Origin of the sequence: Eudoraea chungangensis, from assembly GCF_029360665.1 — a bacterium.
GTDB classification, from domain to species: domain Bacteria; phylum Bacteroidota; class Bacteroidia; order Flavobacteriales; family Flavobacteriaceae; genus Eudoraea; species Eudoraea chungangensis.
Window position 1 is genome coordinate 186,816 of the sequence record NZ_JARDUB010000002.1, and the last position, 12,335, is coordinate 199,150.

At 35.7% G+C, this 12,335-nt stretch carries 15 protein-coding genes; 9 read left to right on the forward strand and 6 right to left on the reverse strand.

Translation table 11 applies throughout. The features are described 5' to 3' along the window. The first annotated feature begins 327 nt into the window (after positions 1 to 327). From PXG98_RS05455 to PXG98_RS05490, 8 genes are all read left to right on the forward strand, one after another. Positions 328 to 969, forward strand: a complete 642-nt coding sequence (locus tag PXG98_RS05455; RefSeq protein ID WP_276389421.1) for a metal-dependent hydrolase — start codon at positions 328 to 330, stop codon at positions 967 to 969. A gap of 169 nt (positions 970 to 1,138) precedes the next feature. After that, positions 1,139 to 2,185, forward strand: coding sequence for a M14 family metallopeptidase (locus PXG98_RS05460; RefSeq protein ID WP_276389422.1), 1,047 nt, complete (start codon positions 1,139 to 1,141; stop codon positions 2,183 to 2,185). 82 nt (positions 2,186 to 2,267) lie between these two features. Then, positions 2,268 to 2,600 (forward strand): ArsR/SmtB family transcription factor, encoded by a 333-nt coding sequence (locus PXG98_RS05465; protein WP_276389423.1) that lies wholly within the window; start codon positions 2,268 to 2,270, stop codon positions 2,598 to 2,600. A 48-nt stretch (positions 2,601 to 2,648) separates the two neighbouring features. Then, a complete protein-coding gene (locus tag PXG98_RS05470; protein WP_276389424.1) occupies positions 2,649 to 3,116 on the forward strand; it encodes a DUF6428 family protein in 468 nt (155 codons plus the stop codon). 22 nt (positions 3,117 to 3,138) lie between these two features. Beyond that, positions 3,139 to 3,771: an arsenate-mycothiol transferase ArsC gene (locus PXG98_RS05475; protein ID WP_420909559.1), complete on the forward strand. Its 633-nt coding sequence runs from the start codon at positions 3,139 to 3,141 to the stop codon at positions 3,769 to 3,771. A 2-nt stretch (positions 3,772 to 3,773) separates the two neighbouring features. Then, positions 3,774 to 4,820: an ACR3 family arsenite efflux transporter gene (arsB, locus tag PXG98_RS05480; protein ID WP_276389428.1), complete on the forward strand. Its 1,047-nt coding sequence runs from the start codon at positions 3,774 to 3,776 to the stop codon at positions 4,818 to 4,820. 199 nt (positions 4,821 to 5,019) lie between these two features. Beyond that, a complete protein-coding gene (locus tag PXG98_RS05485; RefSeq protein ID WP_276389429.1) occupies positions 5,020 to 5,346 on the forward strand; it encodes an ArsR/SmtB family transcription factor in 327 nt (108 codons plus the stop codon). Positions 5,347 to 5,446: 100 nt separating this feature from the next. Continuing rightward, the gene (locus PXG98_RS05490) at positions 5,447 to 6,316 is read left to right on the forward strand and encodes a phosphatase PAP2 family protein (protein ID WP_276389430.1); all 870 of its coding nucleotides are present in this window, start codon (positions 5,447 to 5,449) and stop codon (positions 6,314 to 6,316) included. A gap of 275 nt (positions 6,317 to 6,591) precedes the next feature. Here the strand turns inward: PXG98_RS05490 and PXG98_RS05495 are convergent, their stop codons facing one another. Continuing rightward, the gene (locus PXG98_RS05495) at positions 6,592 to 6,714 is read right to left on the reverse strand and encodes a hypothetical protein (RefSeq protein ID WP_276389432.1); all 123 of its coding nucleotides are present in this window, start codon (positions 6,712 to 6,714) and stop codon (positions 6,592 to 6,594) included. A gap of 577 nt (positions 6,715 to 7,291) precedes the next feature. On the opposite strand from PXG98_RS05495, the gene PXG98_RS05500 reads away from it, so the two are divergent. Beyond that, a complete protein-coding gene (locus tag PXG98_RS05500; protein WP_276389433.1) occupies positions 7,292 to 7,462 on the forward strand; it encodes a DUF6747 family protein in 171 nt (56 codons plus the stop codon). 138 nt (positions 7,463 to 7,600) lie between these two features. Here PXG98_RS05500 and cls read toward each other — a convergent pair whose 3' ends face one another. From cls to PXG98_RS05525, 5 genes are all read right to left on the reverse strand, one after another. Then, positions 7,601 to 9,079 carry a cardiolipin synthase gene (gene cls / locus PXG98_RS05505; protein WP_276389435.1) on the reverse strand — a complete coding sequence of 493 codons (1,479 nt, stop codon included), beginning with the start codon at positions 9,077 to 9,079 and terminating at the stop codon, positions 7,601 to 7,603. 112 nt (positions 9,080 to 9,191) lie between these two features. After that, positions 9,192 to 10,487: a TRAP transporter large permease gene (locus PXG98_RS05510; protein ID WP_276389437.1), complete on the reverse strand. Its 1,296-nt coding sequence runs from the start codon at positions 10,485 to 10,487 to the stop codon at positions 9,192 to 9,194. Between the two features lie 2 nt (positions 10,488 to 10,489). Continuing rightward, the gene (locus tag PXG98_RS05515) at positions 10,490 to 10,951 is read right to left on the reverse strand and encodes a TRAP transporter small permease (RefSeq protein ID WP_276389439.1); all 462 of its coding nucleotides are present in this window, start codon (positions 10,949 to 10,951) and stop codon (positions 10,490 to 10,492) included. Continuing rightward, a complete protein-coding gene (locus tag PXG98_RS05520) occupies positions 10,948 to 11,910 on the reverse strand; it encodes a TRAP transporter substrate-binding protein (RefSeq protein WP_276389830.1) in 963 nt (320 codons plus the stop codon). The genes PXG98_RS05515 and PXG98_RS05520 overlap by 4 nt, the downstream gene beginning before the upstream one ends. Positions 11,911 to 12,161: 251 nt before the next feature. Then, positions 12,162 to 12,290, reverse strand: a complete 129-nt coding sequence (locus PXG98_RS05525; protein ID WP_276389440.1) for a hypothetical protein — start codon at positions 12,288 to 12,290, stop codon at positions 12,162 to 12,164. Between the last annotated feature and the right edge of the window lie 45 nt (positions 12,291 to 12,335).

A 12,335-nucleotide genomic window follows, 5' to 3' on the forward strand; every position in this document is an offset into this window, starting at 1 on the left:
GCTAGATGAAAAAAGACTCAGTAGGCATTTACTTTATGCCGTTGGAGAAATTATACTAGTAGTGATCATATTTTTAATTGCTTTGTAGATTAATAACTGGAATGAAGAAGGAGAAAAAACGGAACCTAACACCCTGCAACAAAAATTGGTAGTACCCGATTCTTATTAAATTTTACTTGGACATACTAGTAGTTTTAATAGTACATCTAATATTCGGTAGATTTTCCAAAGGTTTAACTCCCCTTTTACTATCTTAGAAGCTCTTGGAATGAGCCATACTCTAACTATTAATTAGCAAGACTTATGCCTCTCGAATAAAAAACAACTATGTTTATAGGTCATTACGGTATAGGATTATTAGCAAAAAAGAATAAACAACTACCTTCATTAGCCATCATGTTTATTGCCGTTCAACTATTAGATTTAATTTGGCCTATTCTTGTTTTACTTGGAATTGAATCTCTATCCATCGATCCTGGCAATACTAAACTGACCCATTTAAATTTTGAGTTTTACCCTTATTCTCACAGCTTATTTATGGCCTTGATGTGGAGCATAATCTTTGGGCTCTGTTATTTATTATTTACGAAAAATAAAAAGGGCTCTTTGATTCTAGGAGCCTTAGTGATGAGTCACTGGATTCTGGATTTCATTACACATCGACCCGATTTACCAATAGCACCCTTCAGCGATTTGAAAGTTGGTCTTGGACTATGGAATTATCCTGTTTTAGAAACAATCCTTGAACTATCTCTTTTTGGAATTGGAGCATTTCTATACTTTAAATCTCCAAACTTCAAACGGAAAATTGCCTTTTGGTTGTTAGTTCTTTTTCTTCTTATTGTTCATATGATGAATTTATTAAGCCCACCACCACCGAGTGTTGTAGCAGTTGCCTGGTCGGCTAATTTGATGTGGCTAATTGTTATTTGGGCATGGTGGATAGAAAAAAAGCCCTCAAGCAATTGATTATTTGTATACAAAAACAAGCCGATATGGATTGTATCTTACGATGGAAGTTTTAGACTTTATAATGATTTCCGAGAGAATGAGAATTCAGACAAACACCTATCAATTATAGAGCGTTTAGGGTTTTTGTCTGAGTAAATTAACGAAAAATAGAAGAATGTATAACCATATGAAAACCATAGCTTTTTTTCTTTTGATGTTTTTTATATTACAATTCACTGTTGCACAAAATGACTTTCAGAGAGTTTTCAATTCTAAAATTAATTCAACAAAAGAAAATGTTCGCATAGAGTTTTTGGATGATTTAGGGAATTCTGGTTATTTACCTATATCCATTATAAAGGGTAAAACTCATGGACCAGTTTTTACCATAGTTGCCGGGGTACACGGCTACGAGTACCCACCCATTATTGCTACCCAAGCATTACTCAAAGAAATCAATCCAGAGGAACTAAGAGGAACCTTAATTATTATTCCAATTGCCAATTTGGCTTCTTTCTATACTCGAACCCCTTTTATTAATCCACAGGACCAGAAAAATTTAAACAATGCTTTTCCCGGAAAAAAAGTGGGTAGTATCACAGATCGAATAGCGTTTTTTATAAGGGAAAATATTATTGCTGTAAGCGATGTTTTTCTGGACGTACATGGGGGAGATGCCCCAGAAGATTTACTTCCCTTTGTTTGTTATTATGACAACCAAAGAAAACAGGAGCAAACTAATTTGGCCAAAAAGCTTTCGGAAAACAGCGGATTTCAATATGTGGTCTCTTATCCATACAAGCTTACGGCAACCGAGGCGGCGAAATATACTTTTAAGCAGGCCGTACAAGATGGAAAAATCGCTTTAAGCATTGAATGCGGTAAGTTAGGAAACGTACAAAAAGAGAATGTAAATCTAATTCAGCAAGGCATTTATAATATGCTTGAAACTATGGACATGTATTACAATGGAACCGGCGCTCATAAAGATATAGTCTATCGCAATAGACAGACCTATGTTAAAGCAAATGTTGATGGAATTTTTTATAGTAACTTTAAAGCCGGAGATGAGGTAAAAAAAGATGAAGTTGTTGGCTATACGACGGATGAATTTGGCACAATCCTAGAAGAACACATAGCAATAAGCGACGGAATTATTTTATATATGCTAGCTACCCCACCCGTAAATGCAAAAGATACCGTCATGTGTATTAGTTCTTATGTAGAGAACTAAGCTTTTGTGTTTTTTTTGTAATATAATTTTTGATCATTGCAATATTAATCGTAATATTGCAATGAAATAATAAAGTACTAAGATGGGACTAGCAAAAACCGAAATGTTTACCGACGAACAAAATCAAATTTCACTTTTTGCTAAAGTATTCGGGCATCCTGCGAGAGTAGCAATTTTACAACATTTGTTTAAAATAGAATCTTGTGTTTGTGGAGATTTGGTAAACGAAATTGGATTAGCCCAGCCAACAATTTCACAACACTTAAAAGAACTGAAACATTTGGGTCTGATTAAAGGTAATGTAGAAGGAACAAGTGTTTGCTACTGTGTTCACGCAGAAAATTGGAAAGCAATGAAATCTGTGATGAACGAATTTCTTAACCAGGATCTAGAAGAAAAGTCAAATTGCTGCTAAAAAAAATTAAATGAATTAATCGTATAATCGCAATAAAGAAATAAAATAATGAAATTATCACAGGTAAAATTAGTTTTAAAAGAATTGGAAACTATTGGTTTTCAATTACCAAACGGAGAATTAGTTCCAAACCATTTTCACGTTACAGAAGTTGGTAAAATCACTAAACACTTTATCGATTGTGGTGGAACTGAAAGAATTGAAGAAGTAGTAAACTTCCAACTTTGGAATGCCAACGATTATGATCACAGATTGCATCCGGAAAAGCTATTAAATATTATTGAACTTTCGGAAAAGGTTCTAAAAATAAAGGATTTGGAAATCGAAGTAGAATATCAGTCCGATACGATAGGGAAATTCGGACTTGATTTTAACGGGCAATTTTTCTTGCTCATCTGTAAGCAAACCGACTGTTTAGCAAAGGAAAAATGTGGAATTCCAGCAGAAAAAACGAAAGTAGAATTATCAACCTTAACGAATGAGCCTTGTTGTTCACCAGATGGAAACTGTTGCTAAAACCAATTTAAGTATGGAAAAAATCTCCACGACAAAACCATCTATCTTTTTAGAAATAGCTAATTTGGTTAAAGCGCTAAACCCTCAGACCATTTCAACCGAACGAAAAGAAGTTTTACAACCATTAATTGATTTTATACGATCAAAGACTTCTGAAAACCAAGAAATCCGTATCAATTTCATTTGTACTCACAATTCAAGAAGAAGTCATTTATCGCAAGTTTGGGCGCAAACAATAGCAAACTACTTCCAAATTAAGCGGGTGTTTTGTTATTCAGGCGGAACAGAGGCAACTGCACTTTTTCCAATGGTCGTAGAAACTTTGCAAAATTCAGGCTTTAAAATAAGTGCCATCTCAAAAAACGACAATCCGATTTATAGCATTAAATATAGCGATAACGAGCATCCAATAATTGGGTTTTCAAAAAAATTAGACGATGATTTTAATCCAAAATCTGAGTTTGCAGCAATTATGACATGCGATTCGGCCAACGAAGCTTGTCCGTTTGTGCCCGGGGCTGAAAAACGTATTCCCATAACTTTTGAAGATCCGAAAGTATTTGACAATACGCCACAACAAGCAGAAAAATATAAGGAAAGAAGTGCACAAATAGCTACGGAAATGTTTTACGTTTTCTCTCAAGTAAATTCATAAAAATGGCTTTAAAAAAATTAAGTTTTCTGGACAGAAATCTTACACTATGGATTTTTGTTGCAATGGCATTTGGGGTTAGTATTGGTTATTTTTTACCTACATTTCCAAATGTTATAAATTCATTTAGTAGCGGAACAACAAATATTCCAATCGCAATTGGTTTAATTTTAATGATGTACCCACCTTTGGCAAAGGTCAATTATTCATTACTGCCAAAAGTTTTTAGCAATACAAGAATCCTTACTATTTCACTTATTCTAAATTGGATAATAGGTCCGGTTTTAATGTTTGTTTTGGCAATTACATTTTTACGGGATTATCCGGAATATATGGTTGGACTAATCTTGATCGGTTTGGCTCGTTGTATTGCTATGGTTTTGGTTTGGAACGACCTGGCAGAAGGGAGTAGCGAATATGGGGCAGGTTTGGTTGCCTTAAATAGTATTTTTCAGGTGTTTGCATACAGCTTTTATGCCTGGATTTTCATTACGGTTCTTCCCCCTTATTTTGGATTTGATGGAGCCATTGTAGATATTTCAATCGGAACGATTGCAGTAAGTGTCGCCATTTATTTAGGGATTCCTTTCCTCATAGGAATTTTAAGCAGACTAATTTTAGTAAAACTAAAGGGTGAGCACTGGTATGTAAATAATTTTATTCCGGCAATTTCCCCATTAACCTTGGTTGCCTTGCTTTTTACCATTGTAGTTATGTTCTCATTGAAAGGGGAACTGATTGTTCAAATACCGATGGACGTTCTGATTATTGCGGTTCCTTTGCTTATCTATTTTACACTAATGTTTATCATTGGGTTTTTCTTTAGCAAAGCAACAGGTGCAGAATATGACAAAACGGCTTCAGTGGCATTTACCGCAGCAGGAAATAATTTTGAGTTAGCGATTGCAGTTGCAATTGCGGTTTTTGGACTTAATTCAGGACAAGCATTTGCAGGAGTAATTGGTCCTCTGGTTGAAGTGCCAGCTTTGATTTTATTAGTTCGAGTTTCCTTTTGGTTACGGAAAAAATACTACGGAATTGCTAAGGCTTAAATACAAGCCGACTGAAAAAGGCTGGTAGAAAACAAATCTGGAAAATAGTGGTTTAGGTGGAAAACTGAACCACCATTGCCTCTAAAAATAGTTATTGTATTCTCCTTTGCCAAGCTCATAAACAATAGGTCCAGTACTAAATAAAAGGACAGTATTTTCATAGATCAATTAATGATATATTTGCAATAAGCTATATGTTATGAGAATACGATCTGATATTTCCAGCGATTATATAAGCGATAAGGACATTGCACTTGCCGAGATTGCTGATGCCCTGGCGCATCCATTAAGAGTTGCACTGTTCAGGTATGTTAAGACCAAAAATAGTGGACAGGGTGTTGATAATGAAACATGTAATAAAGATCTGGTAAATATGTTTAACTATTCACAGTCTACCATTTCTCAGCATGTAAAAATTCTTAAAAACTGCGGTCTGTTTGTGACCGAAAGTAAAGATAAGTTTACCTTTTACTATGTTAATATAGACCTACTTAATCAGTTTAAGAACGATTTGGATTTTTTATAAGGTTTTTCTTTTTAACAGAATCTTATAACACAACTCTTGATTTAACCGACTTTTTAATATAAATTCGTATATCGTTAATAAGCGATATAAAAACTATTTTATGAAAACACCAACCCTATTACTACTTCTTTTTGTTGTTTTTGCCGGAAAAGTATCCTCACAGGAAATTCATGAATTGGAAGCCGTTAGTGCGCATTACAAAAAATTACAAAAGTTAAACAAGGAGGCTAATCCTATGTATTCCAATTTAGATGCAATTAGTTTTCCTATGGATGGCAGTATGCCCGGAAGACAGTATATAGGTATTGAACCTAGTTATCTTACAAAGGAACAAGTGGCAACATTAAAAACAAGCTTTGAATTTCCTGCAAATAGCTCGGAACAAACTAGGGCAGAACTAACCTATCTATTAAAGTTAGAAAAGGAGAGAACAACAGCTTCTGAAGCCAGAGTTTTACAGTTGGCAAAAATAGGATATTGGCCACCTCTTGAAAAGAACACAAATGATCTGGGACAAAATGCAGATCATTTGTTCTGGGAGTATGAAGAAGTAACTAATAAGGAAGCCGCATTAGACAACTACCCTAATACCTTAAAGCTGCTCGCCGGAGTGACACGAGATATGCGTATTATGGAATTCACGGTAAAATATCATCTCTTAAGAGCCCGACCTTATTTATTAGAGCCTAAGCTCCATAATATGCAACAAATGGGATCACCATCCTTTGCAAGTGGTCATACACTTTGGGCATATATTCAGGCTTTTGTCTGGAGCGAATTATTACCCGAAAAACGCTCAGAATTTTTAGCTGTTGCTTTTGAAGTTGGTCATTCAAGAGAGATTATGGGGATTCACTATCCTAGTGATGAAGAAGCTGCCCGAGTACTTGCGCATACTATGCTTGTAAAAATGACAGATAATCCGGAATTCAAAAAAGATTTGGAAAAGGCCAAGGCAGAATGGAACTAAATTCAATAAACGATACAAAGCAAGCGGCATAGTTTACTGTATACAAGCCTGAAGTCTCCAAAAGAATTCAGCAGAAATTCAAACACCTCACTTTTTTTCTATCATAAAACCTCTGGCACGAATTGATCTATTATAAGCCAGGAGGTATTCAGACGGCAGTTTACTTCGGTGTTGATTAAAAGATTGGTAGTGTAGTTGAACAGTTATAAGCCAAGTGAAGAAGTGGCGATAGGCACAAAAAAAGAGGGCTTTAGCCCCCTTTTTTATTTCCTTTTTTAAGAAAAACGTATCAGTTTTACGCCCATATGCCTGCGATGATTTTTCCAGCTCATATGCCTGCTTGGGTTATAGTCTAAACCCGACCCTTTTTCCTGAGATTGTTTTTTATTATTATTCATGATTCTAAATTTTACTTTTTATAAGAATGCAATACACCCTAATTTGTTAGTCTGTTAGACGTAAAACTTCTCGTATTATTACTTTATTGGGAGAAGTTTAACAGGGCAGAGGGCTTATTATCTCCTATGCACAGCATCCATAGAACTCTTATAGAGTACCGGCAATTGCCAGAGGGTTTAATAAAGAAGATTCGAATATTCCGGGCCACTTTATCTTTTATCAAAGGAAGAAGCATCATTCATATACCTGTCCCGGCACTTTTAGGACATTTAAACGAATCTTGCTTGTATGAAGCAGTTCTTTAAAAGGTTTATAAATCCAGACCAAAGGAGATTTCTATGGATTTTAACTGTCTTCCCCTGTTGTTTGTCCAAATTTAATAAGAAGTTTTATTGGGCCATTTACATTTGAGGGTATAAATGCAAAATATAATAGTTATGAAACTACGTATTGATTTAATTGAAGTAGGACGTTTTTTAATCTGTTTTAGTATCGCTTGTGTTGCATGGTTATATATGTGGAATACGGGATCTATTTTTTAGAAGAACAAATAATTATTTAATTAAAAAAGATTTTATGAAGACAGCATTACTTATAAGAAATATCTATTTGGAAGGATTTAGAAATTTGGGAAGCTTTATGGTCAGAAACTATTTTAAAGGATTTATGTGGTTTACTATGTCCATGTTTTCTATAGTAGTATATGCCTTTTTGTTTAGAGTTTTCACAGGATTCGCATTTGATTAGGGCCTATGGAAACCAAAAAGAGTTATCTTTTTACTTTTATTAGTAGTGCCTTTTTAGCCGCTTCGTTGGTACTTTTGAGTATTTTGCTTAAATAGATACCAGAATTCCTGGAAAATTCTATTTCGATTCCTCACTACTCTAAAGGAATGCCGAGACTAATCTGGCAATGGAGTATAGCAAAAACATAAACTTGCTTTGGGAATTCCATTCCTTAACAGAGACCTCTCTGCAATCTTTGAGATCATTAATAAAGGAGGTTTCCAATTCCGAAGCCAAAGCAGTTCCGTAGTTAATCGACATAATTTCGAAGTTTAAATCAAAACTTCTGATGTCCATGTTGGCAGTGCCTACCACACTTAAATCCCCATCTGCAACTACCGTTTTCGCATGAACAAATCCTTTTTTGTATAAATATATTTTTACTCCAGCCTCTAGTATTTCATTATAGAAGAATTTTGATGCTGCGCCAACAATTACAGAATCCGACTTTTCTGGCATCATAATTCTAACGTCTACACCACTTATGGCGGCCTGTTTCAATGCGTCTAAAATACTATCACTAGGTATGAAATAAGGATTTGTAATATATAGTTTTTGCTTTGCGTGGGTGAAAATTTTAAAGTAGGTCAGCATTATATTGGAGATAGGATATATGGGCCCACCTGCTACAATTTGGGAAATAACCTGCCTATTTCCTTCTGTAATTGTTGGAATAGGAGGGAAGAGTTTAGGGTTTAATGTAAGTTCGTTTTCCTGACAACTATTCCAATTCACTAAGAAATGTCGTTGTAGATTATACACGCTTTCTCCAATTATTTTGATATGTGTATCTCTCCAATACAATCCCGTGTCTATAGAGTTATCGTAACGGTCGGAAATATTGATGCCTCCAACAAATCCGGTATGTCCATCTACTATAATGACCTTTCTATGATCCCTATGATTCAGTCTATTGGCAAAGGCGGTTAATTTTACTTTTAAAACGGGATATATTTCTGCTCCCGCATTCTTTAACTCCTTTACGATATTGTGTTTAATCTTTCTACTGGCATAGTCGTCATACATTATTCTTATGTCAACACCCTGGTCTATTTTGTCTAATAAGATTTCCTTTATCTGATTGCCCCTGACATCGTTTTCCCAATCATAGTATTCCATATGGATAGATGACTGCGCGGCGGTCAGGGTTTTTAAAACTTCTGGAAATTTTGCTTCTCCATTTAAGAGCAGATGGAAAATATTTAGACTGAGATATTCGGAGCCCAAAGAGTAAATAAAATGAATAAGATTATGGTATTTCCCTAGAAGAGCGGCGTTGCTTTTTTGAAGCTCTAAGGTATTATCCTTTATAATGGATGCAAAGTTTTTACTTATTAAATTGTGGTGGCTTTTTGTTATTCTAGAGGAAGCCTTATGCCTGTAGTTGACCCCGAAAGAGAAATAGGTAAACATTCCTATAATTGGGACAACTGTAATTAACAGGATATAGGCCAGGGTTTTTGGTGTTGAATGGGTATTAAGTAGCACTTTCACAAGGCTAAAGACGTATAATAAAAGATAAAGGCCGGTAAACGCCAGCATCATTGGAGAGGTTTTATAAAAATCTATAAGCCACATAGTTTGTCAGAATAAATAATCTTTGGTTTGTCCTATCTTCCGGTTTTATATCCTATTCTTGCTCATTATAATTTAACCAATCTCAACGTTTTAGATCTTACCTCATGCTTTTCTATAAATCAAAAACCCCGGGTAGCCAAAGACTTAAAAAGGGGAAATAAGTGATTAAAAACAGGGCTAGTATCATTACCAAAAACAATGGGATTAAGGGTTTTATAACTTTTTCTATTGTTGTATTTGCAATGCCAACTCCAACAAATAAAACCGACCCTACCGGAGGCGTGCACAGACCTATGCAAAGGTTCAATATCATGATTATTCCAAAGTGAACAGGGTCTAGCCCAAGTTTTGTTACTATGGGTAAAAATATGGGTGTAAATATCAATACAGCCGGCGTCATATCCATAAAAATTCCCACTATTAAGAGAATCAGGTTTATGATAAGTAAAATGATAATTTTATTATCACTAATATTAAGTAAGCCATTGCTAATATCCTGTGGAATATTTTCGAACGACAACGCCCATGACATACTCATAGATGCTCCTATAAGTAACATAACAATGGCTGTAGTGGAAGCAGAATCCAGAAAAATTTGGGAAATATTTCTAGTGTTTATTTTTCTGTAAATAATACCTAGGACGAGACTATAAAGCACCGCAACAGCCGAAGCCTCGGTAGCAGTGAAAACGCCCGTAACAATCCCGCCAATAACCACCACTAACATAAACAAGCTGGGCAGCGCATCAATAAACGTTTTTACAACAGACTTTAACTTGCTTTTTTGACCAAGTTTATACCCTTTTTTCTTAGCCCAAATAGATGCAATGGTCATAAGTAATACTCCGGTTAATATGCCTGGGATATAACCGGCAAGAAAAAGCGCTGCAATAGAGGCCCCTCCGCTGGCTAAGGAATAAACAATTAAAACATTACTGGGGGGTATAAGCAGCCCCGTGGTGGCGGAAGTAATATTTACTGCTGCTCCAAATTCTTTAGAATATCCTTCCTTTTCCATTTCTGGACCTAAAATACTACCCATAGCTGAAGCAGAAGCCATAGCAGAACCAGCTATTGCACCCATCAGCATTGCAGATATTATATTGATTAGAGCCAATCCTCCTGGTAGGGCACCCACCAAGGTTTTTGCAAAGGCAATTAATTTATGGGCTATGCCCCCTTTATTCATTAGCTCTCCGGATAAAATGAAAAAGGGAATGGCTAACAGTGCAAAACTGTCTAGGCCTGTCCCAATCCTTTGCGACACGGTTGTCAGGGCTGGCATAAATGGGATACTAACCAGCATGGTTAATAAGGCAGAAATGGCAATGCTCCAAGCAACAGGAGTACCTATGGCTAAAAGAGTTATAAAACTAAAAATAAGAACTAAAATTGGAATATAGTCCATAGTTAATTACGGTATAGAATATCGGTTATTTTATAATAGATAATTAGCAAGCCACTTATTGGTATGCACATGTATACCCACGCCAAAGGAATTTGCAAAGCAGGCGAATACTGGTCTAAAATATGAGTGATGTAGACCAACCGAAAGCCACCAATTACCATAGCGAACAAGCAAAATAGAATAACAATTATTCTAACGGCAAAAAGTAATTTCGCCTGCATATTAGTGGACAAACGTTTTGGAAAAAAATCAATAGCAACATGTTTGTTTTTACCAGCCACGTAAGCCGCACCCAAGATGCCAATCCATATCATTAAATATCTCGCCAGCTCATCTGTAAATGAACTGGGTTCTCCTAAAAAAAATCTACTAAACACTTGCCATAGAACATTGATAACCATAAGGCTCATTATTAGTACTAGAGTCTTTCCTAGAATTTGGTCTATTTTGGTTCTAAGCTTCATTTAGTATTCTGAATTTCCATAATGATATTGTACATCTCATCATTATCTTTATACTGGCTAAGCAATCCTTCTAATTCTTTAGCAAATAATGACTTGTCTGGATAAATAATAGTCACCCCTGCCTTTGTTACCGCCTCTAAAGCTTCTTTCTCCGAAGCCATCCACAATTCTCTTTGATAAGCAACAGAAGCCTCTATAGATTCAGTTAACCATGTCTTTTCCTGCGCACTAAGCTTATTCCACAAATGTGTGCCTGCCAGGAGTACGTCTGGAAGCACGGTATGTTCATCTAAGGAATAATATTTACATACTTCATAATGCCGGGATAGATAAAAACTTGGAGGATTGTTTTCTGCTCCGTCTACAACACCTTGCTGTAACGAAGTATATAGCTCTCCCCATGATATAGGGGTTGGGGAGCCACCTAAACCATTTACCATTTCAATGGCAGTAGCACTCTCCATGACTCTGATTTTTAGGCCTTTTAGATCTTCTGGGGCATTAATTGGCCTGTCTTTAGTGTAGAAACTCCTACTCCCGGCATCATAATACCCCAGGCCTTTTAACCTGTATTTAATACCGTCGTCTAATAGTAATCTACCAATAGGGCCATCTAATACTCGAAAGGAATGCTCCCGGTCTCTAAAAAGAAAAGGAAGACCTAAAACTTTTGTTTTGGGGGCAAAATTCTCCAAAACTCCAACAGATACCTTGGTCATATCCAAGCTACCTATTTGCAATAATTCTAGACATTGCCTTTCTGTTCCAAGTTGTTGGTTGGGATAAATTTCTACTCTTATTTTACCTCCTGACCGCTCCAATAAATCATCCCCCATCATTACCATAGCAAGATGTACAGAATGATTAACATCAAGTCCATGGGCTAATTTAATGGTCTTGTATTCTTTTAAGGCAGAGCATCCTAAAAATAGAAGAGAGAGTAGAGGTATAAAATAAATACGGTGCAAAGGGTACAGGCTATAAAGATTATTTGTGAATATAGCTGTTTTATTATATAGAAGCAACGAATCACGAATATCGATCCTAAAGTAGCTTCAATAGAAGCCCTTTATTAAACCGAGACATCTTTTTTAAAGTGCCTTAGTATAAGATGCTAACTCCTATATCTTTAAGAGGAGTAGGGTATAGTGGTAATAATTGTAGGTTAATAATAGTGGTAAGATCAGGGGAATATGGTACCATAACGGTTCTAAAAGAAGCCTAGGCCTGCCAAAATAAGGCATACTACTACAGCTACTAATATCAGAACCAAAACTACTACCATGACACTTAAGAATCCATTAAGAATCTTTGTCCCATAAGTCATTTGATCTTCCATAATTCATATAATTTACAACAATTTACTCAATAATGGTAATCCTTT

Excerpts from the sequence above, each read along its gene's own strand:
- PXG98_RS05455 (WP_276389421.1), top strand. The coding sequence starts at position 328 with ATGTTTATAGGTCATTACGGTATAGGATTATTAGCAAAAAAGAATAAA.
- PXG98_RS05460 (WP_276389422.1), top strand. The coding sequence starts at position 1,139 with ATGAAAACCATAGCTTTTTTTCTTTTGATGTTTTTTATATTACAATTC.
- PXG98_RS05465 (WP_276389423.1), top strand. The coding sequence starts at position 2,268 with ATGGGACTAGCAAAAACCGAAATGTTTACCGACGAACAAAATCAAATT.
- PXG98_RS05470 (WP_276389424.1), top strand. The coding sequence starts at position 2,649 with ATGAAATTATCACAGGTAAAATTAGTTTTAAAAGAATTGGAAACTATT.
- arsB (WP_276389428.1), top strand. The coding sequence starts at position 3,774 with ATGGCTTTAAAAAAATTAAGTTTTCTGGACAGAAATCTTACACTATGG.
- PXG98_RS05485 (WP_276389429.1), top strand. The coding sequence starts at position 5,020 with ATGAGAATACGATCTGATATTTCCAGCGATTATATAAGCGATAAGGAC.
- PXG98_RS05490 (WP_276389430.1), top strand. The coding sequence starts at position 5,447 with ATGAAAACACCAACCCTATTACTACTTCTTTTTGTTGTTTTTGCCGGA.
- PXG98_RS05495 (WP_276389432.1), bottom strand. The coding sequence starts at position 6,714 with ATGAATAATAATAAAAAACAATCTCAGGAAAAAGGGTCGGGTTTAGAC.
- PXG98_RS05500 (WP_276389433.1), top strand. The coding sequence starts at position 7,292 with ATGAAGACAGCATTACTTATAAGAAATATCTATTTGGAAGGATTTAGA.
- cls (WP_276389435.1), bottom strand. The coding sequence starts at position 9,079 with ATGTGGCTTATAGATTTTTATAAAACCTCTCCAATGATGCTGGCGTTT.
- PXG98_RS05510 (WP_276389437.1), bottom strand. The coding sequence starts at position 10,487 with ATGGACTATATTCCAATTTTAGTTCTTATTTTTAGTTTTATAACTCTT.
- PXG98_RS05515 (WP_276389439.1), bottom strand. The coding sequence starts at position 10,951 with ATGAAGCTTAGAACCAAAATAGACCAAATTCTAGGAAAGACTCTAGTA.
- PXG98_RS05525 (WP_276389440.1), bottom strand. The coding sequence starts at position 12,290 with ATGGAAGATCAAATGACTTATGGGACAAAGATTCTTAATGGATTCTTA.